Annotated in this window: 24 protein-coding genes; 19 read left to right on the top strand and 5 right to left on the bottom strand. The window is 58.8% G+C overall.

The window, feature by feature from the left end:
- Positions 1-5 precede the first annotated feature (5 nt).
- A complete protein-coding gene (locus tag ACQUTG_RS14385) occupies positions 6-356 on the top strand; it encodes an FHA domain-containing protein (protein ID WP_428920067.1) in 351 nt (116 codons plus the stop codon).
- An 18-nt stretch (positions 357-374) separates the two neighbouring features.
- Here the strand turns inward: ACQUTG_RS14385 and ACQUTG_RS14380 are convergent, their stop codons facing one another.
- A complete protein-coding gene (locus ACQUTG_RS14380; RefSeq protein ID WP_428920066.1) occupies positions 375-1,100 on the bottom strand; it encodes a glutamine amidotransferase in 726 nt (241 codons plus the stop codon).
- Positions 1,101-1,352: 252 nt separating this feature from the next.
- Here ACQUTG_RS14380 and ACQUTG_RS14375 point away from each other — a divergent pair, with 252 nt between their 5' ends.
- A complete protein-coding gene (locus tag ACQUTG_RS14375) occupies positions 1,353-1,847 on the top strand; it encodes a CAP domain-containing protein (protein ID WP_428920065.1) in 495 nt (164 codons plus the stop codon).
- A gap of 21 nt (positions 1,848-1,868) precedes the next feature.
- Here ACQUTG_RS14375 and ACQUTG_RS14370 read toward each other — a convergent pair whose 3' ends face one another.
- From ACQUTG_RS14370 to ACQUTG_RS14355, 4 genes are all read right to left on the bottom strand, one after another.
- Positions 1,869-2,591, bottom strand: coding sequence for a YebC/PmpR family DNA-binding transcriptional regulator (locus ACQUTG_RS14370; protein ID WP_428920064.1), 723 nt, complete (start codon positions 2,589-2,591; stop codon positions 1,869-1,871).
- A gap of 132 nt (positions 2,592-2,723) precedes the next feature.
- Positions 2,724-3,524: an MBL fold metallo-hydrolase gene (locus ACQUTG_RS14365; protein WP_428920063.1), complete on the bottom strand. Its 801-nt coding sequence runs from the start codon at positions 3,522-3,524 to the stop codon at positions 2,724-2,726.
- A 147-nt stretch (positions 3,525-3,671) separates the two neighbouring features.
- Entirely contained in the window at positions 3,672-4,100 is a 429-nt protein-coding gene (locus ACQUTG_RS14360) for an SRPBCC family protein (protein ID WP_428920062.1), read from the bottom strand.
- Between the two features lie 92 nt (positions 4,101-4,192).
- Positions 4,193-5,113 carry an AraC family transcriptional regulator gene (locus ACQUTG_RS14355; RefSeq protein ID WP_428920061.1) on the bottom strand — a complete coding sequence of 307 codons (921 nt, stop codon included), beginning with the start codon at positions 5,111-5,113 and terminating at the stop codon, positions 4,193-4,195.
- Positions 5,114-5,229: 116 nt separating this feature from the next.
- On the opposite strand from ACQUTG_RS14355, the gene ACQUTG_RS14350 reads away from it, so the two are divergent.
- The 17 genes from ACQUTG_RS14350 (at position 5,230) to ACQUTG_RS14270 (ending at position 25,914) form a co-directional block, all read left to right on the top strand.
- Positions 5,230-6,723: a CoA-acylating methylmalonate-semialdehyde dehydrogenase gene (locus ACQUTG_RS14350; protein ID WP_428920060.1), complete on the top strand. Its 1,494-nt coding sequence runs from the start codon at positions 5,230-5,232 to the stop codon at positions 6,721-6,723.
- A gap of 79 nt (positions 6,724-6,802) precedes the next feature.
- Entirely contained in the window at positions 6,803-7,969 is a 1,167-nt protein-coding gene (locus ACQUTG_RS14345) for an acyl-CoA dehydrogenase family protein (RefSeq protein WP_428920059.1), read from the top strand.
- 142 nt (positions 7,970-8,111) lie between these two features.
- A complete protein-coding gene (locus ACQUTG_RS14340) occupies positions 8,112-8,891 on the top strand; it encodes an enoyl-CoA hydratase (protein ID WP_410329300.1) in 780 nt (259 codons plus the stop codon).
- 20 nt (positions 8,892-8,911) lie between these two features.
- Entirely contained in the window at positions 8,912-9,982 is a 1,071-nt protein-coding gene (locus ACQUTG_RS14335; protein WP_428920058.1) for an enoyl-CoA hydratase/isomerase family protein, read from the top strand.
- Between the two features lie 64 nt (positions 9,983-10,046).
- Entirely contained in the window at positions 10,047-10,934 is an 888-nt protein-coding gene (mmsB, locus tag ACQUTG_RS14330) for a 3-hydroxyisobutyrate dehydrogenase (protein WP_428920057.1), read from the top strand.
- Positions 10,935-11,271: 337 nt separating this feature from the next.
- Positions 11,272-13,392 carry a type VI secretion system Vgr family protein gene (locus tag ACQUTG_RS14325; protein WP_428920056.1) on the top strand — a complete coding sequence of 707 codons (2,121 nt, stop codon included), beginning with the start codon at positions 11,272-11,274 and terminating at the stop codon, positions 13,390-13,392.
- Complete coding sequence (locus ACQUTG_RS14320; RefSeq protein WP_428920055.1) at positions 13,389-14,183, top strand: DUF4123 domain-containing protein; 795 nt, start codon at positions 13,389-13,391, stop codon at positions 14,181-14,183. The genes ACQUTG_RS14325 and ACQUTG_RS14320 overlap by 4 nt, the downstream gene beginning before the upstream one ends.
- A complete protein-coding gene (locus ACQUTG_RS14315; RefSeq protein WP_428920054.1) occupies positions 14,183-16,300 on the top strand; it encodes a LysM peptidoglycan-binding domain-containing protein in 2,118 nt (705 codons plus the stop codon). The genes ACQUTG_RS14320 and ACQUTG_RS14315 overlap by 1 nt, the downstream gene beginning before the upstream one ends.
- Positions 16,269-17,273: a formylglycine-generating enzyme family protein gene (locus ACQUTG_RS14310; RefSeq protein WP_428920053.1), complete on the top strand. Its 1,005-nt coding sequence runs from the start codon at positions 16,269-16,271 to the stop codon at positions 17,271-17,273. Before ACQUTG_RS14315 ends, ACQUTG_RS14310 begins: the two co-directional genes overlap by 32 nt.
- A gap of 136 nt (positions 17,274-17,409) precedes the next feature.
- The gene (locus ACQUTG_RS14305) at positions 17,410-18,513 is read left to right on the top strand and encodes an AI-2E family transporter (protein WP_428920052.1); all 1,104 of its coding nucleotides are present in this window, start codon (positions 17,410-17,412) and stop codon (positions 18,511-18,513) included.
- A gap of 101 nt (positions 18,514-18,614) precedes the next feature.
- On the top strand, positions 18,615-19,757 hold the full coding sequence (locus tag ACQUTG_RS14300) for a zinc-binding dehydrogenase (RefSeq protein WP_428920051.1): 1,143 nt from the start codon (positions 18,615-18,617) through the stop codon (positions 19,755-19,757).
- Positions 19,757-20,818, top strand: coding sequence for a proline racemase family protein (locus ACQUTG_RS14295; RefSeq protein WP_428920050.1), 1,062 nt, complete (start codon positions 19,757-19,759; stop codon positions 20,816-20,818). The genes ACQUTG_RS14300 and ACQUTG_RS14295 overlap by 1 nt, the downstream gene beginning before the upstream one ends.
- A 142-nt stretch (positions 20,819-20,960) precedes the next feature.
- A complete protein-coding gene (locus ACQUTG_RS14290; RefSeq protein WP_428920049.1) occupies positions 20,961-22,610 on the top strand; it encodes an AMP-binding protein in 1,650 nt (549 codons plus the stop codon).
- Entirely contained in the window at positions 22,607-23,032 is a 426-nt protein-coding gene (locus tag ACQUTG_RS14285; RefSeq protein WP_092006667.1) for a PaaI family thioesterase, read from the top strand. Before ACQUTG_RS14290 ends, ACQUTG_RS14285 begins: the two co-directional genes overlap by 4 nt.
- 78 nt (positions 23,033-23,110) lie before the next feature.
- Complete coding sequence (locus tag ACQUTG_RS14280; RefSeq protein WP_428920048.1) at positions 23,111-23,911, top strand: ABC transporter ATP-binding protein; 801 nt, start codon at positions 23,111-23,113, stop codon at positions 23,909-23,911.
- The gene (locus tag ACQUTG_RS14275; RefSeq protein WP_428920047.1) at positions 23,908-24,630 is read left to right on the top strand and encodes an ABC transporter ATP-binding protein; all 723 of its coding nucleotides are present in this window, start codon (positions 23,908-23,910) and stop codon (positions 24,628-24,630) included. Before ACQUTG_RS14280 ends, ACQUTG_RS14275 begins: the two co-directional genes overlap by 4 nt.
- 72 nt (positions 24,631-24,702) lie before the next feature.
- Positions 24,703-25,914: an ABC transporter substrate-binding protein gene (locus ACQUTG_RS14270; protein ID WP_428920046.1), complete on the top strand. Its 1,212-nt coding sequence runs from the start codon at positions 24,703-24,705 to the stop codon at positions 25,912-25,914.
- Positions 25,915-25,987: the final 73 nt, after the last annotated feature.

Here is a 25,987-nt window from a genome sequence, read left to right as displayed (position 1 = left end):
CGAGAATGGCATCAATTTCGCAGCTGGTGGACAACGTGGTGGTCCATACCTTTGAGCTGGAACAACCCGTGACCCGGATCGGACGGCGGCCGGACAATGACATTCGTATCGATGAGATTTCCGTGAGTGGGCAGCACGCTGTCATTGAGGCGTCCCCTAATGCCTACCTTGAGGGTACGACTGATTTCTACATCGTCGACAGCAACAGCACCAATGGCACCTTTGTGAACGACCTCCGTGTGGAGGGAAGGCAACGGCTCAACAGTAATGACATGATCCGGGTAGGCTGGAATGAGTTCCGGTTTATTGATGAGGAAGAAAACACCCTGGAGAAGACCGCCTACATCCTCGACTGACCGGCGGTCTTCCGCCCGTCAGGTCTGCCCCTTCAAGACCAGCTCGGAGAAGCGCTGCAGAAGACCGCTTGCCTCTGGAGCCGGTGCGACGTCATTGAGCAGCGCCTGCGCATCCAGCCCTTCCCGGTCCAGATCCGGCGCCTGGACTTCCAGGTAGGCCCGCATGATGGCATCGGAAAATTCAGGGTGGAACTGCACGCCCCAGGCGCATTCGCCCACCCGGAACGCCTGGTGTGGCTCGAAATCGGAGTGGCCCAGCAGTACGGCATCAGGCGGCAGTCTCAGGACCGACTGTTTGTGGGTCAGTTGCGCCCGGAAGCGCCGGGGCATAGGGCTGAACAAGGGATCCTGCCCGGCCTCGGGAAACAGTTCGACGATCCTGGTGCCGGTCTCGCGGCCTTTGGGGTGGTAGCCCACCTCTCCGCCGAGGGCATGGGCCAGCAACTGGTGGCCGTAACACACGCCCAACACCGGGACGCCGGCGTCCACCGCCTTCGCCAGCCACGCCGCTGCGTTTTCACTCCAGTCTTTCCGGTCACTGACCATGGCGGGGGAGCCGGTCACCACAATGCCGTCCCACTCCGAAGGGGCTCCCGGTTCTTCGCCGTGGGGAAGATCCATCACGGTGAGCTCGAGTTCCGGGGCAAGGCCCTTGATGAACCAGTCCTCGAAATCGCCGAAGTCAGCGCGGATGTCGGCGTAGGTAGTGCCCGTTTTGAGAATCAGAACTCGTGTCTGTGCCATTGATCAGTTCACCCGTGTAACAGCGTAAGCGTGATTTATTTCGGTTTTGGTAAGCTGTGTAAGGAAATGTAGTTTCGTGGATCCAATTGTGGGGATCGTTCGTTAGATTGCGTACGTTTTCGAAATTAAACCCGAACGGCAGTCGACTATTCAATGAATACATTCCCCAGATTGTTATTTTTCCTTCTTTTGACCGTGATTGTCACGGGCTGTGGCGGCGGATCCGGCGGTGGTGGGTCCTCGAAATCGGCAGTGTCCGACACCAATGATCAGAACCGTTCAGCAGCGACCGAGCCGGCCACGATACTGGTGGATGGCTGCGAGGTGCGGGAGTATCAGGCGGCGATGCTGGAATATGTGAACGCCGCGCGCACCCAGGGTCGCGAGTGCGGATCCGAGTATTTTCCTGCGGTTGAGCCGCTCGTTTATAACTGTCCCATCGAGGCGGCTGCCACGAAGCACAGTAACGATATGGCAGAGAATAATTTCTTCAGCCACATCGGTTCCGATGGTCTCCGGGTTGGCGGCCGTGTTACCGAAACCGGCTACGAATGGTCCGTGGTCGGCGAGAACATTGCCGCGGGCTATGACGATGTGGAAGCGGTCATGACCGGCTGGCTGGAGAGCCCGGGACATTGCCGGAACATCATGGACAGCCGGTTCACAGGCATCGCTGTTGTCAGGGTGAATGCCCGGGCAGCAGATTATCCGAATTACTGGACCCAGGTATTCGCCAGGCCCCGGTAACGGGGCTGTCAGTCCAACCGGTTATTCGCTGACTTCTGCGTTGTGATAAACGTTCTGGACGTCATCCAGTTCGTTCAGCATGTCCAGGAATTTCTCGAACATGGCCACGTCGTCGCCCTCCACCGGAGTGGTGGTTTTCGGCAGGAACTGGATTTCGTCCACGTCGAACTCGATTCCCTCGAAGGCAGCTTCCAGGGCCTGCTTGGCCTTGGCGTACTCTGTGTTCGGTGTGAATACGGTGATGCGGTCGTCCTCGTTCTCGATATCCGTCACGTCCACGTCTGCTTCCATCAGGGCCTCGAGTACCGCTTCCTCGTCCTGACCGGTGAAGGCGAAAATCGCGCAGTGATCGAACATATGGGCAACGGCCCCCGGAGTCCCGATCTTGCACTTGGTCTTGGTGAAAGCCAGTCGGACGTCGCCGAAGGTGCGGTTCGGGTTGTCGGTAAGGCAGTCCACGATCACCATGCAGTTGCCGGGCCCGTATCCTTCGTACCGGGCAGGGGAGTAATCTTCGCCACCGCCACCTTTCGCCTTGTCGATGGCCTTTTCAATGACGTGGCTCGGCACCTGGTCCTTCTTGGCCCGGTCAATGAGGCCGCGCAGCGTCAGGTTGGCCTGGGGGTCAATGCCGCCTGACTTGGCGCACATGTAGATTTCGCGGCCATACTTGCTGTAGACCTTGGTTTTTGCCGCAGCCGTCTTGGCCATGGACTCTTTGCGGTTCTGGTAGGCTCTGCCCATCTGACCTGCCTCTTCTTGCTGTTCAGGAAAACGCCGGATTTTACTCAACAAAACGGTTCGGGGACAGGTTTAATGCTGTTGTGCTGATTCAGCAGGGGAAACGGGCGGCGACAGCACCGCCGCCCGGAGGGGTCAGATGTAATCGGTCGGCGGGGTGTAATTGTCCGGCCCCATCAGATCGATCCCGCAGGGTACATCCGAGACCCAGTTCAGGAAACGCTCCACCATCTCGGGACCTTCGAAACGCTTGCCATGCTGGGGCACGATCATGCTCACCTCCAGTCCCCGAACCATGTCAGCCCAGAGGCGGCAGACCTTCTGGGAGGCAATGTAGCGTTTGTGGAAGCCGATCATGCTGGGAATGTGACGGTCGAAATCCTGTACCGGCTTGTGATCGTCCTCGCCACCAAGCGAGGCGCCCAGGTCGCCCGAGAAGAGGATCTTTGACACCGGATCGTAGAACTGCAGATTGCCGACCGAGTGCATGAAGTGCGCCGGCAGGCAGGTCAGGTAGGCGTTGCCGAAAGGTACCCTGGCTCCGGGATCCGGGATGCTGACAATCCGGTCGTAGACGCTGCCGGTGAGCTGGTTGGTCACATAGCTGGACACCAGATGCGGCAGGAACCGGGCCCAGAGCCGGGATGTCACAATCTTGGCGCGGGTGTGGACGATCCAGCGGTCAATGGCGCCGATGATGTCCGGATCCTGGTGGGAGGCAAAGACGTAGTCCATGTCCTTGATGTTCATGTAGCGCGAAGCAGCCACAGAGAGCGGGGTGTAGGTCAGGTCTCCGCCCGGATCGATCAGGGCTTCGTGCTTGCCGTCAACGATCAGGAACTGGTTGGACTGCACGCCCTCACCGGTTACCAGGGAATCGAACATCAGGCATTTGTGGTGTCCGTCATCGAACAGAACAATGGGCTCTGCTGCCATTACTGTCTCCCGCCAGGATATTGTTTTCGGCCGATTAGCCGGATATTGCAAACCTGGCGGAAGATTACAGAATTGATAAATGCAAATTTTTGCCTCAAGTCAATTCTGTGACATTCATCAAGTAACGGTTTGTTGCCGGCTGGCGTGTCAGGCCAGATCCGGCACCCGTTTGATTCCCCGGCGAATTCCCTGTTCCAGAGCGCTGGAGACCACCTTTCCGGTGAACGGAACGATGTCCTCGAAGCTGATGGTGTAATGCACCCGGGTCTGACCGTCCGGGGTGTCTTCAAAGCGAATCCGTCCCAGGTGATTGCGTATCGGGCTCATGCTGGTAACCGTGTATTCGATCAGCGTTTCCGGCTCGAAGCTGAGCACGGTTTCTTCAAGGCCGATAGGCCCGATGCCGATCTTGCGGACCGAGCCGATGCCGTTGGGATCGGCCTGGTCGCTGTCCCGGATCCGCTTGACAGGAGCACCCAGCAGCTTGCCGAAGCGCTGGTGGTCGGCAAACAGGGCGAACACCCGTCGTCGTGGGATATCGAAGGTTTCGTCGATTTCTATTGTGTACTGTGCCATGGCGCAATCTCTTGTTATTGGCTATGGCCCCAGAGTAACGGTTCGGCGTATTCAACGAAAGTCGTAGGCGGGACGCCCGCTCACTCTGGCCTTCAGTGACGGGCCGTGTGCCGGTAATCCCTCGGCGATTGGCCCATTACCTTCTTGAACAGTCGAGAAAAATAGTAGGCATCGTCGTAACCCAGCCGGCGGCTGATGTCCGCAAAGCTGAGGCCGGTGGTGTCCAGCATCTGACACGCACGCTCCACTTTCAGGTGCAGGAAATGCTGGATGGGCGAGGTGCCCGTTTGTTCCCGATAGCGAGTGGCAAAGTGCGCCGGAGAAAGGCCTGCCAGATCCGCCAACTGTTCGAGGGACAGGCGCTCCTCCAGGTGCTCGCGCATGTAGTTGTGGATGGTGTCCAGTTCGGACTGGCGTTCCTGGCTGGTTTCATCCGCATTCAGAGGTACCGCAGCCAGTAGCTGGCGCAGTCGGTTGGCGGCATGGATCAGTCCCCGGGTGCGGAAGCCGGTCTGGCGTACCGAGAGCAGGCCGTTGAAATCCACCAGCAGCCGGGGCTGGCGGCCCAGGTGCCGGATGCGGGTAGGGCCATCAAATCCCATGTAATTGCGGAAGTCCTCGGCCAGCGGGCCGGTGTAGTGCACCCAGTGTATGGTCCAGGGATTGTCCGGGTCGGCGGTATAGCGATGGCTGGCTCCCGCAGGCAGCAACAGCAAATCACCGGCCTCTACGGTATAGGGCTCGCCCGCGACGTTCAGGAATGCCTTGCCTTCCGTGCAATAGATCAAAAGATTGTCTCGATGGTGCTCCCGGTGCATGTGGTGGCCGGCCGCCTTGCGATAATGCCCGAAGGCCAGTGGATAGAGCTCCCGGGTCAGGGGGTGACTGGCAAGCAGGCGGACAATGGGGTCCGGCACCACGTAGCGGACGCTGTCTGGTGGTACCGGCCATTGCGAGGTTTGTGCTGTGGATTGTCTATTCAGAACTCTGCTCATCGAAAAATAATCCATCATGGGCGAAATTTAGTCAATCACCTCCGGCCAAACCACGTGCTAGGATTTTTGCAATCGTGGCCGAACCCCGCCGGGGCGAGGCTGTTCCCGCATAACAACAAACCAGGGATTTCAACATGAAAAATGTTCCCCAGTATATTGCCGGTGAATTTGTCCAGAGCCAGACCAGTAACTGGATCGACGTCACCGATCCTGCCACCAACGAAGTGATCGCCAAGGTGCCGTGCGCCACCGAAGAGGAGATGCGCAAGGCCATCGATAACGCCGGAGAGGTGTTCAAGACCTGGAAAGAAACGCCGGTTTCCGAGCGGGCGCGGGTCATGCTCCGCTACCAGGCGCTGCTGAAAGAGCATCACGATGAGATTGCCCAAATCCTGTCCCAGGAAACCGGCAAAACCTTCGACGACGCCAAGGGCGATGTCTGGCGCGGTATCGAGGTGGTAGAGCACGCCGCCAACGTGGCCTCCATGATGATGGGTGAGACCGTCGAGAACGTGGCCCGCGAGGTGGATACCCATTCCTGGATCCAGCCGCTGGGCGTGTGTGCGGGCATCACCCCGTTCAACTTCCCGGCCATGATTCCGCTGTGGATGTTCCCGATGGCCATTGCCTGCGGCAACACCTTCATCCTGAAGCCGTCCGAGCAGGATCCGCTGACCCCGATGCGTCTGGCCGAGCTGTTCGAGGAAGCTGGTGCACCCAAGGGCGTCCTGCAGGTGGTCCACGGTGCCAAGGAGCAGGTTGATACCCTGCTGACCGACCCGGCCATCAAGGCCATTTCCTTTGTCGGCTCTGTCCCGGTTGGCCGTTACATCTACGAAACCGGCACCCGTCACATGAAGCGTGTCCAGAGCTTTGCCGGTGCCAAGAACCACATGGTGATCATGCCGGATGCGGACAAGCAGCAGGTCATCAACGCCCTGGTGGGTGCCTCCGTGGGTGCAGCCGGCCAGCGCTGCATGGCGATTTCCGTCGCGGTATTCGTAGGCGAGGCCCAGCAGTGGATTCCGGAACTGAAAGAAGCCATGGCGAAGGCCCGTCCGGGCGCCTGGAACGACTCCGGTGCCAGCTATGGCCCGATCATCAGTGCCAAGGCCAAGGACCGTATCGAGTCCCTGATTGCCACTGGCGAGGTCCAGGGTGCCAAGCTGTTGCTGGACGGTCGCGGCTGTACCGTTGATGGCCTGCCGGACGGTAACTGGGTAGGGCCGACCCTGTTCAGTGAAGTGACGCCGGACATGGACATCTACAAGGAAGAGATTTTCGGCCCGGTACTGTCCTGTGTGAACGTGGACAACCTGGGCGAGGCGATCGACCTGATCAATCAGAGCCCCTACGGTAACGGTACCTCTATCTTCACCAACCACGGTGGTGCCGCCCGTCGCTTCCAGCATGACATCGACGTGGGTCAGGTGGGTGTGAATATCCCCATTCCGGTGCCCCTGCCGTTCTTCTCCTTCACCGGCTGGAAGGGCTCCTTCTACGGTGACCAGCACGCCTACGGCAAGCAGGCGGTTCGCTTCTATACTGAAACCAAGACGGTAACGTCCCGCTGGTTCTCCAGTGAAGCGACCTCCTCTGAAGCCAATTTCTCCATTCAGCTTCGTTAAAGCGTTGAGGGTGAGGTCTTGGGCCGGAATCTTTTCCGGCCCCTTCTTTTTACCCTTTTGACATGACAGGAGCCTGGTAATGGACTTTAACCTGACCGACGACCAGCTGGCGTTCCGGGATGCGGCCCGGGCCTTTGCCGAGAAATCCATGGCCCCCCATGCCGCCCAGTGGGATGAGGAGCACATCTTCCCGGTCGACGTGATGAAGGAAGCCGGCGAGATGGGCTTCATGGGCCTTTACACCCCGGAATCCCTGGGTGGGATGGGACTGTCCCGACTGGATACCTCGGTGATCGTGGAGGAGCTGGCGGCAGCCTGCCCGTCCACGGCCGCTTTCATCACCATTCACAACATGGCGACCTGGATGGTGGCCAGTTTTGCTTCCGATGATCTGAAGCAGGAGATTGTGCCCAAGCTCGCCAGCGGTGAATGGCTGGCCTCCTATTGCCTCACCGAGCCCGGCGCCGGCTCCGATGCAGCCAGCCTGCGTACCAAGGCTGTACGCGATGGCGACAGCTACGTGATCAACGGCAGCAAGATGTTTATCTCCGGCGCCGGTAGTACCGACATCCTGGTACTGATGGCCCGTACCGGGGATGCCGACAGTGGTTCCAAAGGCATTTCCACCTTTGTGATTCCCGCCGATGCCGACGGCGTTTCCTACGGCAAGAACGAGGACAAGATGGGCTGGCACAGCCAGCCGACCCGCCTGGTCAGCCTGGAGAATGTGCGCATTCCCGCCAGTAACCGGGTGGGCGAGGAAGGCGACGGCTTCGCCATCGCCATGAAAGGCCTGGACGGTGGCCGCCTCAACATCGCCACCTGCTCACTGGGCGGCGCCCAGGCGGCCCTGCTGAGGGCCCGCAACTACATGCACGAGCGCGAGCAGTTCGGCAAGCCACTGGCAGCGTTCCAGGCCCTGCAGTTCAAGCTGGCGGATATGGCTACCAACCTGGTGGCGGCCCGGCAGATGGTGCGACTGGGCGCATTCAAGCTCGACAGCGGCGATCCGGAAGCGCCCCTGCACTGTGCCATGGCAAAGCGGTTTGCCACCGACGCCTGTTTCGACGTGGTCAATGAGGCGCTGCAGCTCCATGGTGGCTATGGTTATATCCGGGAGTACCCACTGGAACGCTATGTCCGGGATCTGCGGGTGCACCAGATTCTCGAGGGCACCAACGAGATCATGCGCCTGATTATTGCCCGCCGGTTGTTGGACGACGGCGTGGCTGAGGCGATTCAGTGAGTTGAACGCGAAAACGGGGTCATAAAAAGGGGTCTGAAGAACGCCTTCTTCTGACCCCATGTTCAAGCTGAACCCCAAAGTCAAACCCGGGGTCAGAAGAACGCTTTCTTCTGACCCCATGTTCACAGGAAGGAAAAACAAAATGAGCGACCTCATCCAGCTCGAAAAACGCGGACACATCGCAATCCTGACCATCGACAACCCGCCGGCCAACACCTGGACGGCAGAATCCCTGCAAGCCCTGACCAAAACCATCGAGGAACTCAACGAGGACAAGCACATCTTCGCGCTGGTGGTTACCGGGCAGGGTGAAAAATTCTTCTCCGCCGGTGCCGACCTGAAATCCTTTGCCGACGGCGACAAGGCCAACGCCAACTACATGGGCCAGCTCTTTGGCCAGGCCTTTGCCGCACTGACCGCCTTCCGCGGCGTATCCATTGCTGCCGTCAACGGATATGCCATGGGTGGTGGCCTGGAATGCGCCATGGCCTGTGACATTCGCATTGCTGAAGAACACGCCCAGATGGCGCTGCCGGAGGCTAGTGTGGGCCTGCTGCCCTGCGCCGGTGGCACACAGAATCTGCCCTGGCTGGTAGGTGAAGGCTGGGCCAAGCGCATGATCCTCTGTGGTGAGCGCGTTGATGCCGACAAGGCCCTGAAAATCGGTCTGGTCGAGGAAGTGGTACCCGCCGGAAAAGGTTTGGAAAAGGCACTGGAACTGGCTGAGGGTGCCTGTAAACAGAGCCCGTCTGCCGTTGCCCGCTGCAAAAACCTGATCATGAGTGCCCGGGACGGCCGCAGCCACAGCGATGGCTGGCGCATGGAGCGGGAGCTGTTCGTGGAGCTGTTCTACACCGAAGACCAGCGGGAAGGCGTGAACGCATTCCTTGAAAAGCGCAAACCGCAGTGGAAGAACCGGTAACCGCCGGGGCGAGGACTGTTATGAGCGATCAACCGATTGTCTTTGAAGAGTGGAAAACCGCCGACGGCAGCGTAATTGCCGTGGCCCGGCTGAACACTCCGAAAAACCTGAACTCACTGTCCATGGACATGATTCACCTGCTCAAGCCCCAGCTCCAGCGGTGGGCGAAGGATCCGCAGGTGTGTGCGGTATGGCTCGAGGCCGAGGGTGACAAAGCGTTCTGCGCAGGGGGCGATATCGTCTCCCTGTACCGCAGTATGACCGAGCCGGGCACTGCCAGTGAGGGCGAACGATTCTTCACTGAGGAGTATGAGCTCGATTACCAGATTCATACTTTCCCGAAGCCCCTCATCTGCTGGGGCAACGGTATCGTGATGGGCGGGGGGATCGGGCTCATGGTGGGCGCCTCCCATCGGGTGGTGACCGAAAACTCGAAAATGGCCATGCCCGAGGTAAACATCGGACTTTACCCCGATGTGGCCGGTGGCTGGTTCCTCAATCGCATGCCGGGACGTACCGGTTTGTTTCTCGGAGTGACCGGAGCCCGGATCAACGCTGCCGACGCGCTGTTTGTGGGCATGGCAGATCGTTTTGTGAAGCACAGCCTCAAGGAGCGGGTGATCGAAGCGCTCACCGCGAGCGAGTGGCGCGATGACAATGCCCACGCCGTGGTTGGCGGGGTGCTCCGCCAGTTCGAGCAGCACAGCCAGGACGCCCTGCCGGAGTCGCCGGTTCGGCGACACTTCGATGAGATCAATCAGGTAACCGATGCCGACTCCCTGGAGCAGGTGGTCAATCAGTTGACCGAGCTGGGCAGCCGTGAGGACTGGATGGGCAAGGTCACCAAGGGGCTTGGCAATGCCTCGCCCACCTCCCTCGCGTTGGTGTGGCGCCACCTCCATGGCTGCCGGCACGACAGTCTCAAGGAGGTGTTGAACAAGGAACTGGTGCTGTCCTGCAACTGCCTGAAGAAGGGCGAGTTTGCTGAAGGTATCCGGGCACTGCTGATCGACAAGGATCTTCAGCCCCGCTGGCGCTACGCCTCGTTGGAAGAAATGGACAGCGACTGGATCGACGACTTTTTCAACTGATTGCCGGATCGGCCGTGGGGAGCCTCGGCCCGCTCATCGGAATACAACAACAAGGGGAAGAGATATGGCAAAGATTACATTTATCGGTCTGGGCAACATGGGTGGACCCATGGCTTCAAATCTGGTCAAGGCCGGCCAGGACGTGACAGTGTTCGATCTGTCCAAAGCAGCAGTCGAAGCCCTGGTGGGCGAGGGTGCCAAAACCGCGGACAGCGCCGAAGCAGCCGCTCAGGGCGCGGAGTGTGTGATCACCATGCTGCCGGCTGGCAAGCACGTGGAAGCGGTTTACCTCGGCGACGACGGCCTGCTGGCCAAGCTGCCTGCGGGAACGCTGGTCATTGATTCCTCCACCATCGCGCCGGAAACGGCCCGTGGAGTGGCGGAAGTTGCAACCGACAAGGGGCTGGATTTCATCGATGCCCCGGTTTCCGGTGGCGTCGGTGGCGCCAAGGCCGGCACCCTGACCTTCATCTGTGGTGGTGAGGAGAGCACCTTCAATCGCGCCAAGCCGATCCTCGAGGGCATGGGGAAGAACATCTTCCACGCCGGCCCCCACGGCTCCGGCCAGGTCGCAAAAATCTGCAACAACATGCTGCTGGCGATTCTGATGGCGGGCACCAGCGAGGCCCTGGCCCTGGGTGTTCGGAACGGCCTGGACCCTGCCGTGCTCTCCGAGATCATGAAGCAGAGCTCCGGTGGCAACTGGGCCCTGAACGTCTACAACCCCTGGCCAGGCGTCATGGAAGGCGTACCCGCCTCCCGCGACTACCAGGGCGGTTTCCTGGTCAACCTGATGACCAAGGACCTTGGCCTCGCCTTCGACAACGCCGTCAAGAACCAGGCCTCCATCCCCATGGGCGCCTTGGCCCGCAACCTGTTCCAGCTGCACGCCGGACAGGGCAATGGCGAACTGGATTTCTCCAGCATCCAGCGGCTTTACAAGCCCGAGTGACCAGAGACTGCGCCCCGGTGAAAACGGGGTCGGTTCAGCCTAAGGGGTTTGATGAAAACCTTCATCTGACCCCAAGTTCAGCCCACCCCAAAAGCTTCCGGGTAAAGTCGGGGTCAGAAGAAGGCTTTCTTCAGACCCCAAGGTCTTGCTCAAGGTCATGCTCAGGGGTCTGATGAACTCGTTCATCTGACCCCATCTTCATTCCCATCCCCCAACTCTGGATTTTCTCCAAACACGCTGGTACCTTTCCCCACTTCGCGGGCACCCCATCAAGGATCCGATGGCCAAAACCCGCACCGATTCAACGGACCGAATCAACCCTTCAAGGACTGAAGACATGCCCCAGGCAAGCGGACTGCAGTTCACCGCCCGTGTCGGTGACTTCCCCTCTGATCATTTCGCCGTGGTCGCCTTTGCGCTGACCGAGAGCCTCTCCGAGCTGTTCCAGGGCCGACTGGAACTGGCCAGCACCGATCCCGACGTCTCTGCCGAATCCATGCTGGAACAACCCGTTGACCTGGTGGTCTGGCAGGACGGCCAACCCCTGCGCCGTTTCACCGGCGTGGTCAACGAATTCGCCCGGGGCGACACCGGCCATCGGCGTACCCGTTACGAAGTGTTATTCCAGCCCCCGCTCTGGCGCCTGGGTCTGATGCACAACAGCCGTATCTTCCAGGGCCAGAGCCCGGAGACCATCGTCCGCACCCTGCTGGAAGAGCGGGGCATTGTGGATACGATTTTCGATCTCAAGCGGGGCCCTCAGGAACGGGAATACTGCGTCCAGCACCGGGAAAGCGACCTGGCCTTTATCGAAAGGCTGGCCGCCGAGGAAGGCTGGCATTACCGCTACCAGCACGGCAGTGTGGATGGGGAAGACCAACCGGCCCTGATTTTTGCCGATCACCATGGCGATGCCCCGAAACTGGAGCCGGCACCCTACAACGGCCGGGCCGGGGGCAGTACCCGGCAACCCTGTATTTTCCGCTTCAAATACCAGGAGCGGGTCCGGGCTGGCTCGGTGGCCCTTAAGGACTACACCTTCAAAAATCCCGCCTACGCCCTGCTGCACGAGCAGGCGGACGCCGACCTGAACCACCGGGAAGACTACCAGCACTACGACTACCCGGGTCGCTACAAGGCCGACGCCAGCGGCCAGCCCTTCACCCGGGCCCGCCTGGACGCTCTGAGAAACGATGCGGCCACCGGCCACGGAGAAAGCAACCGACCGGATTTAGCCCCCGGCGCCAAAGTCGCGCTCACCGACCATGACAACGAAGCCCTGAATCGGGAGTGGCTGCTCACCGCCGTTACCCATACCGGCAAACAGCCCCGGGCCCTGGAAGAGGAGGGCGGTCAGGAACCGACCACCTATCACAACTTCTTTAGCGTTGTGCCCGCCGACCGAACCTGGTGCCCGAGCTGCGAACACAAACCCTGCATGGACGGCCCCCAGATCGCCATCGTCACCGGCCCGGAGGGCGAGGAAATCCACTGCGACGAGCACGGTCGGGTCAAGGTCCGGTTTCCGTGGGACCGATACTCGAAAAACAACGAACACAGCAGCGCCTGGTTAAGAGTCAGCCAGGGCTGGGCCGGCGGCCAGTACGGGTTCATGGCGCTGCCCCGCATCGGCCACGAAGTGATCGTCAGCTTCCTGGACGGCGATCCGGACCAACCCATCATCACCGGCCGAACCTACCACGCCACCAATCAGCCACCGTACGAACTACCGGCGCACAAGACCCGCACCACCCTGAGAACCAAGACCCATAAAGGCGAGGGCAGCAATGAGCTGCGCTTCGAGGACGAGGCGGGAGAAGAGCAGGTCTACATTCATGCCCAGAAAAACCTGGACCTGCTCACCGAACACACCCGCACCGAGGTCATCCGGAACGACAGTCATCTGACTGTGGACAACAACCGTCTCAGCCACACCAAAGGTAACGAGCACCACATTATTGGTGGCGAGTATCGGACGGCTGTTGGCCGTGACTACAGCCTGGCGGTGGGTGGAAGCCACCACAGCAAACTGGGCAAAAACCAGCTTGTTGAAGCGGGCAGCGAAATCCACCACAAGGCCGGTTTGAAGATCGTCATTGAGGCGGGGGCAGAGGTGACTATCAAGGCGGGTGGCAGCTTCTTGAAGTTGGATCCCAGCGGCGTCACGGTTTCCGGACCCCTGGTGCGAATGAACTCCGGTGGCGGGCCGGGGAGTGGGAGCGGGGCGGCGGTTCAAGGCCCGGAATTGCCCGCGAGTCTGAGCGGGCAATCAGGTAGAAATGCGCCTGTGCAGCTCGCGGATACCGACACCCGACCCCTGTCAGGTGCCGCTCCAGGCACGGTGCAGGCCTTGAAGGCGGCGGCGAAGAAAGACGTTGCACTGGTTAAACAGTGTGGGCGACAGCCCGATGGCTCCTGCGCGCTTTCTTCCTGTTCTTGCGGGAATGCAATTCTATGACCGGACTGGAATCGAACACCATGTTGCAGGCCTGCATCCTGCTGGACGGCGCGGCCATCAACGCACCACGGTTTATCTACGAAAACGATGATCAGCCTGATGTGGAGTATCTGTTTCTGGGCACGCCCCACGAGCCAGCCCTGGAAGTCAGTCCATGTCTGGTGAAGCCGTCCGGAGCGACCCGGCTATGGCAAGCGCAGTCACAATGGCGGGATAAAGCCGTGGTTCTGATTGCAGACGAGAGCCTGCCGGTCATCGCGGAGCATTTGCGCAGCCTGCTGAGCGTTCAGTTACCGGATGGCGGGTATTCGTACCTGCGGTATTACTCGCCCAAACACCTTCAGCGGTTAATGTTGGCATTCAATGATCAGGAGCGAAACCGCTTCAGCGGCCCGGTCCGGGAGTGGCTGGCATTCCAGCCTGATGGCTCCTGGCAGCGAATTACCGCTGAGCGTACTGGCCCTTCCAAAGCGGCTTCCGAGGAAGGATGGTTTGTGCTCTCGGAGCAGCACATCGCAGCGTTATCGGTGGGAGCAAGGGATGAATTCGTTGAAAAACTGGCCCGCTTTCTTGGAATGGATGATCGAACCAGGCTGAACCTCTGGATTGAGGACGCAAATTCACTCGGTTTCCGGACCGAGAAGGATGTGAGCCAGTATGCGGAGCTGACTCTGGTTCATGGGGACCGGATTAAACACCCGGAGAGCCAGATCATCTTGTCGAACCATCAGCTGTCGACTGGCTCGCGCTTAAAAGAATTGGATAAACATTTGGCATACGGAGTTGCCTGATGAGTTCTGAATACACCGTTCGCTCCGGCGATACCCTCAGTACGATTGCACAACGGCACCAAACCACCCTGAGCAGCCTGATGCGGCTCAACCCTGACATTGAAAACCCGGACCGTATTTTCCCGGGGCAGTTGCTCAAGCTGCCGGCCGCAAATGATTCAGGGTTTTCCAGGTGTGAAGTAGGGCAGGTTGCACAGGAGCCCTCCTGTTCCGAGACAATCGTCGAAGTTGTGCACGTTACCGGCACCGATGAACTGATCCTTCTGACGGAGGATGAGCTTGCCGAGTGGATCGAGGAAGAAGAGTTCGTCTGTGGGCCCGTCAACGATTTCTATAGCAGGCTGGATAGGCTTGATGACGGCAAGATGGATTCTGATCTCAGCCCAACGGATGGCGAAGGGCAGCTGTTGTCGGAGGTACAGCAGGAAAAGGAACGCCTGGTCAACGAACTGGAAGCGCGTGCGGTGTTGACCAACGACATGCAAACCATCCCGCCCATTACCGAGATAAAGCGGTTGGCTGGCAATAAACACGTCACCTTTGTGCGCTCTGACAAGATAGCGAATCACCCGCGCAGGTACCCTGTTGGGGCCAGAGATCGGGCGCGTAGTCAGGGCTGGTTGACTGAAAACGGCGTTGACCCGACAAAGCTGCGGGATGCCATTCGAAGCGAACTCAACATCAAGTTCAACGCGACCTTGTGGGACCCGGATCAGAATGGCGCGCTCATGACAACGCTGAACAGGTTCTACGACGAGGCGTCCTGGTCCGTCTGGGGCGATGCCCAGACCCGACAGGAAGCTGTGGATGAAACCGGGTTCGACGCCTCTGGCGAGGCACAGTTCATGCGCTTCGCCGCTGGCGCGACGGCCTCAGGTGAATTCGATCCCCGCAAAGGAAAAGTGCATTTCCAGGCGAAAGCGGAAGGACAGTATGCGCTGGCGCAGGGCAAAGTGGGCATTGAGCAGGCGTTCCCGGTGAACAATCGGTCAGAGATCAGGATTCCCTACCGGGTTGGAGGCTGGGACGGGGAACGAAGAATCGCTTCACTGGGCCATTTTCAGGCGGCGATCAATGCTTCGCTTGCCGGCTTCGCCGGTGCTTCGGCGCTGATCGCCGGCAACGTTCACGTGTCCACCACCGATGGCCTTCCAACGCTGAAGGGGATTGCCGCGCGAAAGAACGGGCAAAAAGCGGATATGGAAGCGGGCGTATTCGCAGGCATTCGTGGCGGATGTGAGGTGGCCGGTGAGCTGCGCTGGAAGGATGTGTTATCCGAGCAGCCTGACTGGGATAGGTTGTGCCGGATAGGGAAGAAAGTGGAGATGGCGCTGGGGGCAGGTGCGGCGGCCGAAATCAGGCTGCTGTTCAGCCCGGGAACCGGCAAGTTTTACTTTAACGTGCATGCGGGACTTGTGTTGGGAGTAGGGCCATCTGGCAGCTTTCTCCTGGAGGTCGAAACTGAAAAAGTCCTGCGGATGCTTCACTTCGTCTACAACGCTTTGCTTGATGTGGATTTTAGGTACTTGGAGTTGTTTGATCAGAGAACATTTGCATTTGCTTGGTATCAACGGATGAGCTTGTATGCACTGTGTCGTGGTTTGACCGCGATTGATGCTGCCGTTGACTTCGCTGCAGTTGCAACTGATCGAATCAGCGAACTGATAAATGACGTATTCGTTGGTCGCAAACGTGAAAGCAAAGGGGCTGAGCTCGCCCAAAATATCGTTAATGATATCAAGCTCAAAGAGGACTCAGTCTTTCTCCACTCACCCCCCGAGGTAAAAGGAATAGTACTGGATAACATTCTTTACGACTGGTGGGTAACGCCCGACATATGGAGCGACACGGATATTAAGATACAAGCCGTTAATGAGATTCTGAATTCGTTTCAAGGTTGGCGCGATTTTGAGGAAACCGTGGTTAGAATGAATCCGGAGGGCAATGCCCAGCGCTCAGAGTTTGATAAAAACATTGAAAGATTGTTCGATTTCATTGGTAAAAACAAATCGGATCAGCGTCTCTTTATCCGCGGGTTGCGTGACCAGCCTGCCATAGCTAACAGGCCGGTGAGGAAGGATCCTTTTGACGTTTGCCGCATATGTAGAATTGGTTAAGGGAGCTTTGTTTATGTTCAGGGATGACCGGCTAAAGCTATCTGGTTGGATTGTATTATCCGCTGTGTTGGTTGCTTGTGGGGGCCTGGCTGCTGATAATCAGGCGGCCAAGTCAGTAAAGCGAATTGCAGAACAGGCTGTCGATAATCAGGTTTTCGTTGAAGGAGGAACCTTTGAGCTCGGAGATGTGGGGCGCCCAAATGGTTCTCCTTATGTAGTTCTTACGGACCACGCCCGGCCCACAGTCGAAGTAAAAGTCGATGGCTACTCCATCTCCCGGTATGAAACCACCTGGGGCGAGATGGAGGTATACTATGCCGATGTCGGGCGAGCACATTTATATGAGGACGAGTTTACCGTAAGCAAGTACCTGAAAGCCTCGGATGACCCTCTGTCGCCATACTACTACCGTAAACCGGCGAGGGTGCCCAATTACGGCGAGGCTGAACGTTATTGTGCATGGTTGGCTGAGCAATCAGGATTACCTTTCGCACTGCCGACTGAAGCTCAGTGGGAATTTGCTGCACGAAGCCGGGGGCGGAATGTTCCTTACGCGACGAATACAGGGAAAGAAGATAACGACACCTATTTACAACGACCCAAGGAGTACATCGATCCAAGCGTACGTCCGTCAGGTAATATGCTGAGCCATTCTTCTCTTGTCATGGAGCGCCGACCGGTTGGAACCTACCCTCCGAATCCTCTGGGTCTCTATGACATGACCGGAAACGTTGGTGAATGGACGCAGGATTGGTTTCAGAAAGATTATTACAAGCACGCACCCTTCGATAATCCGCGGGGCCCTGTGGAGCCTGTCAATCCGGACAAGCCAGAAAAAACTGTCAGGGACTGGGCTGGAAAGGGCGGTGGATTTGGAGGTGGCGGCACAGTGTTTGCCCGGAGTGGCGTGCACGTTGACGCTCCCGGCACTGGCTTCCGCTGCGTCGTCAATCATCCCGAGCCGATCAACTGATCGCTCCGACGGGACACCAGGAACCATGGTGTCTCATGGCACCGACGTGATTCCATCGTCAGATGCACCCCGTAACCGGGATAGGTAAACTGGTCGTTCTTACTCCGGAATTCTCTGATCGTTTACAGGATCTTTCATGGACGGCCAATCCCCGAACAACGAAGCGGCGGGCAATGATAAACGCCCGCTGATTTCCTCGGATCTCGCCACACCGATCTACGGCCTGTTTGGTCTGGGTATCCTGTACACCCTGTATGTCGCCCATCAGATCATCTTGCCCATCGTTCTTGCCGTGATGACCAGCCTGCTGCTGTCGCCGCTGGTAAAAAAGGCTTATGTGAAGTGGCGAATCCCCCGGATGGTGAGTTCCATGGTGTTCGTATTGCTGGTGCTGGCCGGTATTGTCGGCATCACGTTGGCCGTAGCCACACCGGCCCTGAAATGGGTCGAGGAAGTGCCCGGGGCAATTTCCCGCGTACTGGTGGGGGAGAGTGAAATCAGCCGCCAGATTGCCAGGGTGACCGAGTCCGCCGAACAAGTGGAGAAGTCGGTCGAGCAGCTCTCGGATGGCGAGCAGCGGCAGCCCACGGCCGTGGTTCTGCAAACCGATTCCTGGCGCAGTCAGCTGATGAACAAGGTTCAGAACGGCATTGTCGGCCTCGCTCTGGCCCTGGCGCTTACCTACTTTCTTCTGGTAAGCGGGGACCGTCTGATCCGGAACTTTGTGCGCCAGTTGCCTATGGGCCAGCGAAAGACGGTGCTGCGAATAACTCATGACTCCCAGCACCTGATTGCCCAGTATCTTGGTGTGCTGGGGTTAAGCAACATCTTTGTTGGCGCAGCCACGGGGTTGATCTGCTGGGGGGTGGGCCTGCCAGATCCTGCGGTGTGGGGGCTGGTGGCGGGGCTGGCCCGGTTTGTTCCGTATCTGGGGGTGGTTATCTCAGTCTCCATGCTTTCTGTGATTTCCGTTATCAGCCTGGAAGAATTCTGGATGATGGCCATCGCCCCGCTCGGATTCCTGGCGCTGACCACCCTGGTGGGCGCCTTTATCGAGCCCTGGATTCATGGCTTCCGCATGGCCATCAATCCGGTCATCATCTTCGTCTCCATCTTTTTCTGGGGCTGGCTTTGGGGGCCCGTGGGCGTGCTGCTGGCGGTGCCACTGATGACGGTCATTCAGGTCGTGCTCAAGCAGATACCCAAGCTGCGTCCGGTGTACCGGGTCATCGCCCGCTAGGGCAAATAACGGATACCCGCAACACGCCCTGACACGCCCGGGAATCTCACCTATTCTGTCTGGATAACCCAAATTCAGCAGACAGGGAGGATGCCCCGTCCATGATCCCGAACACCATGAAAGCCATGGTACTTACCGGTCACGGCGATATCGACAAGCTCGAATATCAGGACGTTCCCACCCCTCAACCGGGGCCGGGCCAGGTCCTGGTCCAGGTGACGGCAACCGCCAAGAACAACACCGATCGCAAGGCGCGGGAAGGGCTCTATCCCACCAAAAAAGGCGAGATGACGTCCTTCAGGATGGGCGGCAAGCCAACCCTGACCTTTCCCCGTATCCAGGGCGCCGACATTGCCGGTCGGGTAGTCGCTGTCGGTGAGGGCGTCGAGGAGAGCCGCATCGGCGAACGCGGACTGCTGGACTTCAATATCTACGCCGATGGCCGTCGGGACATCAACCTCACGCCGGACTACTACGGCCATGGCGCCGACGGTGGGTTTGCCGAGTACGTCGCGCTGCCCTCCGACCAGTTCCATCACATCCCGAATCCGGACTTGTCCGATGCAGAGCTGGCGGCCATGGGCATGTGTTCCTACCAGACCGCCATGCATATGCTGACCTCGGCCAATATCCGGGCAGGGGAACGGGTTCTGGTTACCGGCGCTAGCGGCGGAGTCGGTACCGCGCTGATCCAGCTGTGCCGGATCATGGGCGCCATTCCCTACGCGCTCAGCAAGAAGGACAAAACCGACGCGCTGATGGCCCTTGGTGCCGAGGCGGTACTGGATCGCTCGGACATGGACAGCTTCGAGGAGCGGGTGAAAGCGCAGACCGGAGGCAAGCCCATTGATGCGGTCATGGATCTGGTGGGCGGTGAAATGACCGACCGGTTCATCGACACCATGATCTTTGATATGAATGCCCGCGCCACCTACCCGCGCCTGAGCATTGCCGGCGCCAGTGGCGGCAATATCAGCGAGATTCTCTGGACCCGAATCTATCTATATCAGGTACAGATCTTTGGTGTCTCCCACGGCACCCGTGAGGAGGCGGAACAGCTGATGGCCTGGATCCGGGGAGGCCAGCTCAAACCGGTTCTGCACGGAGCCTTCAGGCTCTCGGATCTGCATCGTGCCGAAGAATACTTTGTTAACCGGGGCAGCAATTATCTCGGCAAGATCGTGATCGTTCCCGACGCCCAGTGGGAAGAGCACGGCAAATCCTATGCCCTGGAGAACGCCTGATGAAACCAGAGCTCACCATTCAGTTGATGGATACCCATGCCGGCGGTGATGTCAGCCGGATCGTGACCGGCGGTATTGATCTCTTGCCCGGAGACACCGTGCGTGACCAGATGGAGTACCTGCGGGATGACGCCGACGGTCTCCGGAAACTGTTGCTGGAGGAGCCCTACGGAATCCCGGAAATGTCGGTGGACCTGCTGGTTCCCGCCACGGACCCGCGTGCGGCCGCCGGCTACATCATCATGGAAGTAATGGGTTACCCCATCTACTCCGGTTCCAATACCATCTGCACCGCCACCGCCGTGCTCGAGGCCGGTATCGTGCCCAAGCAGGAAGGCAAGCAGAACTTCATGCTGGAATCGCCGGCCGGACTGGTCCAGATCGAGGCCACCGTACACGACGGCGTGGTCGAGGCGATCACCTGTGAGGGGTTGCCCAGCTATATTCACACCTATAAAGCCAGTATCGAAGTGCCGTCAGTGGGCAAGGTGACCTACAGTGTCGCCTACAGTGGTGGCTTCTACGCGCTGGTGGACGCAAAAGAACTGGGCTTTGATCTGACCCTGGACGAGGAGCGAAAGCTGGCGGAAACCGCCCATGCCATTGTCGAGGCGATCCAGGCGGAACGGGGCTTCTCCCATTACACCCTGGGGGATGTCGGCCCGCTTCCGTTCCTGCATTTCATGGGGCCGGAGGAGCACGTAGCGGAAGGCTATTACCGGTCTCGCTCGGCCACCTATGTTCATCCGGGAGTCATCTGCCGCAGCACCACGGGCACCGGTACCTCGGCGCGCCTGGCATTGATGAATTATGAGGGCAGGATCCGGCCAGGCGACAAACTGGAGACCGTGTCCCTGAGGGAAACCGGTTTTATCGGCGAGTTTACCTCGGTGGAAACCGAGGGCGATTACCAGGTGGTCAAGAACAGCATTACCGGTAAGGGCTATGTGATTGCCCGCTCCGATATCGTGGTGAACTGCGATGATCCGATGGTCGACTGTGACGGCCTCCATCATGTCCTTTCCGCACGCCACAAAGGTGATATTACGCCAACATCCTGATCTCCCGGCCCGTTTGTGGATGACGTGATAAAACGAACGCAAATGGGCCGGTTATTAGTCTAAGGTTTACCTTTACGTAAAGTGAAGCCTGTGCTAAACCTTGGACCTGTGCATTCAAAGATAAAAACAACAGGAGTTCACGATGAGCCTTCCGAAATACACCGATGTGTACAACAACTTTGATGCGGCCGCTCTGGAGGCGGACATCCTGGACGGACGTCTTGATAGCGGCCTGAACGTATGCCACGAGATCTGTGACAAGTGGGCCAACGACCCCCAGAAGGTAGCCCTGTTCTACGAAACAGTAGACGGCGGTGATGGCACCCTGACGTTTGCGGAGCTCAAGGCCGCCTCTGCCCGCTTTGCCAACTACCTGACATCCCAGGGAATCGGCAAGGGCGACCGGGTTGCCGGCCTGCTGCCCCGAGGCCCGGAACTTCTGATTGTTATTGCCGGCGCCCTCCGGGCTGGCGCGGTCTACCAGCCGCTGTTTACCGCGTTTGGCTCTGGAGCCATCGAATACCGCCTTGAGCGTGCCGGTACCAAACTTGTTGTAACTGACCCCGCCAACTACCCGAAACTGACCGAGGTCAAAAACTGTGCGCCGGTACTGTGCGTCAATGCCAGTGATACGGGCGCGGATGTCCAGGACTTCGAGGAGACCCTGGCGAAGCAGTCCGATCAGTTCGAGCCGGTGATGATCAAGGGCACGGATCCGTTCCTGCAAATGTTCACCTCCGGCACCGTCGGCAAGGCCAAGGGTGTTGCGGTACCGGCGAAGGCGCTGCTGGCGTTTTACGTTTACATGAAGTACGCCATCGACCTGCGCGAGGACGATGTGTTCTGGAACGTGGCCGATCCGGGTTGGGCCTACGGCCTTTACTATGCGGTGGTCGGCCCGCTGATGATGGGCCACGCGACCCACTTCAACCCGGGCGCGTTCACTCCGGAGTCCACCTACGACATGATCCGCAAATACAAGATCACTAACCTGGCGGCGGCCCCCACGGCTTATCGTCTGCTCAAGGCTAACGATCATGTGTTGCCGGAGGGCGAGAACCTCGGCCTGCGGGTCTGCAGCAGTGCCGGTGAACCTTTGAACCCGGAGGTGGTCAACTGGATCAAGAATCGTCATTTCTGTCCGGTGAAGGACCACTACGGCCAGACTGAGACCGGCATGACCTGCTGCAACTTCCATGGCCTCGAGCATCCGGTACGGGAAGGCTCCATGGGTTATTCCTCGCCGGGTCACAAAGTGGTCGCGCTGAACGAAAAGAACGAAGAAGTAGGTGAGGGCGAGATCGGCCAGCTGGCCGTGGACGTGAAAGCGTCTCCGTTGTTCCACTTCGACGGCTACACCTGGGGTGAGAAAGATCCGTTCGTGAAAGGCTACTACCTCACCGGAGACATGGTGATCTGCCACGGCGACGGCAGCTTCTCCTTCAGTGGCCGTGACGACGACATCATCACCACCGCCGGATACCGGGTCGGTCCGGCCGACGTGGAGAGTACCCTGCTTGAGCACGCGGCCGTGGCGGAATCCGGTGTTGTAGCCAAACCGGACGAGAAGCGGGGCGCTATCATCAAGGCCTATGTGGTCATCAAGAGCGGTCAGGAGCCAGCCGATGAGCAGGCCCTGAAAGACGAGCTACAGGAACTGGTTCGCCGCCGCCTGTCCACCCACGCCTTCCCCCGGGAGATCGAATTCGTGGACGAGCTGCCCAAGACTCCGAGCGGCAAGATCCAGCGATTCGTGCTCCGTAGCCGTGCCAAGGACGAAGTCGAAGCATGATCATCACCTTCGAAGAGCTTCAGGCGTTCCTCGAGGAGCAGTTTCCGCAGGGTGAGGCATTCGGCACCCTGCAGAAGCTCGGGGACGGCTGGGCCGAGATGCGGCTGGAGGTGGACGAAGAGCACTTGCGGCCCGGAGGCACTGTCTCCGGACCGGCTATGATGGGCCTGGCGGACGTGACCATGTACGCCGCCCTGTTGAGCAAGATCGGGTTGGTGCCCCTTGCGGTGACCACCAACCTGAACATCAACTTCCTCAGAAAGCCGGCGGCGCATGCCGCGATATGGGCCCGTGCCAACCTTCTGAAGGTCGGTCGCACCATGGGGGTCGGGGAAGTGTTTGTCTATTCCGAGGGGGTGGAAGAGCCGGTGGCGCACTCCACCATGACCTATTCGATTCCCCCGGAAAAATACAGGAATTAGGTATTGACGTTTACGTATACGTCAATCTACTCTGTAGTTAATTCAGAAGTACAACAATAACAAAGGGTATAGTGGCTCATGAGTGAACAGTACGTTCTCGAGACCCGTAACCTGGTCAAGGAGTTCAAGGGGTTCGTCGCCGTAGACGACGTGAACCTCAAGATCCGGAAAGGTGATATCCATGCGCTGATCGGCCCTAACGGTGCCGGCAAGACCACGGTTTTCAATCTCCTGACCAAGTTCCTGATCCCGACCAGGGGACAGATCCTCTATAAAGGCGAGGACATCACCTCCCTGAAATCCGCAGCCATCGCCCGCAAGGGTGTGGTTCGCTCCTTCCAGATATCGGCTGTATTCCCCCACATGACGGCGCTCGAGAACATTCGTGTTGCGCTGCAAACGTCTGAGGGCACCTCGTTCAGTTTCTGGAAGTCCGGTAACTCACTGCACAAGCTCAACCAGCGTTGTATGGAGCTACTGGATGCTGTGGGCCTGGCGGAATTCGCCAATACCACCACAATCGAGTTGGCTTATGGTCGCAAACGGGCGCTGGAACTGGCGACGACCCTGGCCATGGAGCCTGAGATCCTCCTGTTGGATGAGCCTACACAGGGCATGGGGTCGGAAGATGTGGACCGGGTCGTCGAACTCGTTCGCAAGGCCGCTGATGGGCGAACCGTACTGATGGTGGAACACAACCTCAGCGTGGTCAGCAAACTGTGTGATCGCATTACCGTACTGGCGCAGGGCTCAGTTCTGACCGAGGGGGACTACGCTGCTGTCTCTGCCGACCCGAGGGTGCGCGAGGTATACATGGGCAGTGAAGGCAGCGGTGAGCGGGGAACAGCCAGCAGCGAACAGGCGGAGGCAGCACAATGAGCGCGATTCCGGATCGGGAATACGAACAGCTTCGGCTCTCCGGGCTGCATGCTTTCTACGGAGAATCCCACATTCTTCATGGTATCGACATGGTGGTGAACCGCGGCGAGCTGGTGACGCTTCTGGGCCGTAATGGCGCGGGGCGAAGCACGACGCTAAAGGCTATCATGAACATGGTGGGCCGCCGCACCGGCTCCATCATGATCAACGGTGAAGAAACCATGGCGCGCGCGCCGCATCACATTGCCAGGTTGGGTGTCGGGTATTGCCCCGAACACAGGGGCATTTTTTCGTCACTCAGCGTCCAGGAAAACCTGACCCTGCCCCCGGTGGTACGTAGTGGGGGCATGAGTCTGGAAGAAATCTATAACATGTTCCCCAACCTCTATGAGCGGCGCTACAGTCAGGGCACCAAGCTGTCCGGCGGTGAGCAACAGATGCTGGCCATGGCCCGTATCCTGCGCACCGGTGCCAACATGCTGTTGCTGGATGAGATTACCGAAGGTCTGGCGCCGGTTATTGTGGAGAAACTGGGGGAGGTCCTGGTGGCCCTGAAAGAAAAAGGGCTGACCATCGTCCTGGTAGAGCAGAATTTCCACTTTGCGGCACCGTTAGCCGATCGTCATTACGTCGTGGAGCACGGTCAGATCGTGGAAGAAATCAGCGCCAATGAACTGAGTGCCAAGCAGTCGGTGCTGGACAGCTATTTGGGAGTCTGATCCCGGATAGAACGAAAGTAAGAAAATCAACAACAACCCGAACCAACGCAAGACAGTAGCGGAGATAAAACAATGACAATGATGAAAAAGCTTCTGACATCAGCCGTTGCATCAGCCCTGATGGTGGGCGGCGCCCAAGCAGAAATGTCCAACGATACCGTCAAGATCGGTTATCTGGCAGATATGTCCGGCACCTACCGGGATCTGGCTGGTCCGAACGGACTGAAGGCACTGGAAATGGCCATTGCTGATTTTGGCGGTAAGGTAAACGGCACCAAGATTGAAGTGGTCAGTGCCGACGACCGTAACAGCCCCGATTCCGCCTCCAGCACCGTTCGTCGCTGGGTCGAAAACGAGAATGTAGACCTGGTGGCGGGGATGGTTGCTTCCTCCGTTTCCATCGCGGTCAGCAAGATTCTCGAAGAAAACGACCGGCTGGGTATCATTTCCGGTTCTGCAGCCTCCAGCATCACCAACGAGCACTGCACACCGAACCACATCCATTACGTCTACGACACCTATCCACTGGCTAATGGTACCGCCAGTGCGGTTGTAAAAGAGGGTGGCAAAACCTGGTACATGCTGACTGCGGACTACGCCTTCGGCCACGCATTGGAGGGCGACGTGACGCGGGTTGTCGAGGCCAATGGCGGTGAAGTGATCGGCACCGTGCGCCACCCGTTCCCGACCCAGGATTTCTCATCCTTCATTCTTCAGGCTCAGGCCTCTGGCGCTGACGTGGTTGGCCTGGCAAACGCAGGTGCAGACACCACCAACGCAATCACCACTGCCAGTGAATTCGGGGTAACCCAGTCCGGCCAGACCCTGGCGGCGCTGCTGCTGTTCCTGACCGACGTTCACGCCCTGGGTGCCGAAACCGCTCAGGGTATCCAGCTGACCACCGGCTGGTATTGGGACATGAACGACGAGACCCGTGAATGGTCCGATCGGTTCATGGAAGAAACCGGTGTGCGTCCGACCATGGTTCACGCGGGCATCTACTCCAGCGCCATGCAGTATCTGAAAGCTGTTGAAGCGACCGGCTCCGACGATGCTCAGACTGTTCGCCAGCAGATGATGGACACGCCGATCAACGACATGTTCGCCAAGAACGGCAAGATCCGCGTTGATGGCCGCATGGTCCACGATATGTACCTGGCGGAAGTGAAAACTCCGGAAGAGTCCACAGGCGAATGGGACCTGTACAAGATCCTGCGGACCATTCCGGCTGAAGAGTCTTACCGTCCGCTCTCCGAGAGTAAGTGCAAGCTGGTAAACAACTAAGAAAAGCTGCAACAACGGAGCTCCCCGCAATCATGCGGGGAGCGCCCGGAAACCTGCAGAGACGAGAAGTCCA

The sequence above is a fragment of the Marinobacter sp. DUT-1 genome (assembly GCF_050379415.1).
In the GTDB taxonomy this organism is placed as follows: Bacteria; Pseudomonadota; Gammaproteobacteria; order Pseudomonadales; family Oleiphilaceae; genus Marinobacter.
The sequence above is the reverse complement of the archived record's forward strand: the minus strand, read 5'-3'. Positions and strand labels throughout refer to the sequence as shown.

Excerpts from the sequence above, each read along its gene's own strand:
- ACQUTG_RS14385 (WP_428920067.1), top strand. The coding sequence starts at position 6 with ATGGCATCAATTTCGCAGCTGGTGGACAACGTGGTGGTCCATACCTTT.
- ACQUTG_RS14380 (WP_428920066.1), bottom strand. The coding sequence starts at position 1,100 with ATGGCACAGACACGAGTTCTGATTCTCAAAACGGGCACTACCTACGCC.
- ACQUTG_RS14370 (WP_428920064.1), bottom strand. The coding sequence starts at position 2,591 with ATGGGCAGAGCCTACCAGAACCGCAAAGAGTCCATGGCCAAGACGGCT.
- ACQUTG_RS14365 (WP_428920063.1), bottom strand. The coding sequence starts at position 3,524 with ATGGCAGCAGAGCCCATTGTTCTGTTCGATGACGGACACCACAAATGC.
- ACQUTG_RS14360 (WP_428920062.1), bottom strand. The coding sequence starts at position 4,100 with ATGGCACAGTACACAATAGAAATCGACGAAACCTTCGATATCCCACGA.
- ACQUTG_RS14355 (WP_428920061.1), bottom strand. The coding sequence starts at position 5,113 with ATGATGGATTATTTTTCGATGAGCAGAGTTCTGAATAGACAATCCACA.
- ACQUTG_RS14350 (WP_428920060.1), top strand. The coding sequence starts at position 5,230 with ATGAAAAATGTTCCCCAGTATATTGCCGGTGAATTTGTCCAGAGCCAG.
- ACQUTG_RS14345 (WP_428920059.1), top strand. The coding sequence starts at position 6,803 with ATGGACTTTAACCTGACCGACGACCAGCTGGCGTTCCGGGATGCGGCC.
- ACQUTG_RS14340 (WP_410329300.1), top strand. The coding sequence starts at position 8,112 with ATGAGCGACCTCATCCAGCTCGAAAAACGCGGACACATCGCAATCCTG.
- ACQUTG_RS14335 (WP_428920058.1), top strand. The coding sequence starts at position 8,912 with ATGAGCGATCAACCGATTGTCTTTGAAGAGTGGAAAACCGCCGACGGC.
- mmsB (WP_428920057.1), top strand. The coding sequence starts at position 10,047 with ATGGCAAAGATTACATTTATCGGTCTGGGCAACATGGGTGGACCCATG.
- ACQUTG_RS14325 (WP_428920056.1), top strand. The coding sequence starts at position 11,272 with ATGCCCCAGGCAAGCGGACTGCAGTTCACCGCCCGTGTCGGTGACTTC.
- ACQUTG_RS14320 (WP_428920055.1), top strand. The coding sequence starts at position 13,389 with ATGACCGGACTGGAATCGAACACCATGTTGCAGGCCTGCATCCTGCTG.
- ACQUTG_RS14315 (WP_428920054.1), top strand. The coding sequence starts at position 14,183 with ATGAGTTCTGAATACACCGTTCGCTCCGGCGATACCCTCAGTACGATT.
- ACQUTG_RS14305 (WP_428920052.1), top strand. The coding sequence starts at position 17,410 with ATGGACGGCCAATCCCCGAACAACGAAGCGGCGGGCAATGATAAACGC.
- ACQUTG_RS14300 (WP_428920051.1), top strand. The coding sequence starts at position 18,615 with ATGATCCCGAACACCATGAAAGCCATGGTACTTACCGGTCACGGCGAT.
- ACQUTG_RS14295 (WP_428920050.1), top strand. The coding sequence starts at position 19,757 with ATGAAACCAGAGCTCACCATTCAGTTGATGGATACCCATGCCGGCGGT.
- ACQUTG_RS14290 (WP_428920049.1), top strand. The coding sequence starts at position 20,961 with ATGAGCCTTCCGAAATACACCGATGTGTACAACAACTTTGATGCGGCC.
- ACQUTG_RS14285 (WP_092006667.1), top strand. The coding sequence starts at position 22,607 with ATGATCATCACCTTCGAAGAGCTTCAGGCGTTCCTCGAGGAGCAGTTT.
- ACQUTG_RS14280 (WP_428920048.1), top strand. The coding sequence starts at position 23,111 with ATGAGTGAACAGTACGTTCTCGAGACCCGTAACCTGGTCAAGGAGTTC.
- ACQUTG_RS14275 (WP_428920047.1), top strand. The coding sequence starts at position 23,908 with ATGAGCGCGATTCCGGATCGGGAATACGAACAGCTTCGGCTCTCCGGG.
- ACQUTG_RS14270 (WP_428920046.1), top strand. The coding sequence starts at position 24,703 with ATGACAATGATGAAAAAGCTTCTGACATCAGCCGTTGCATCAGCCCTG.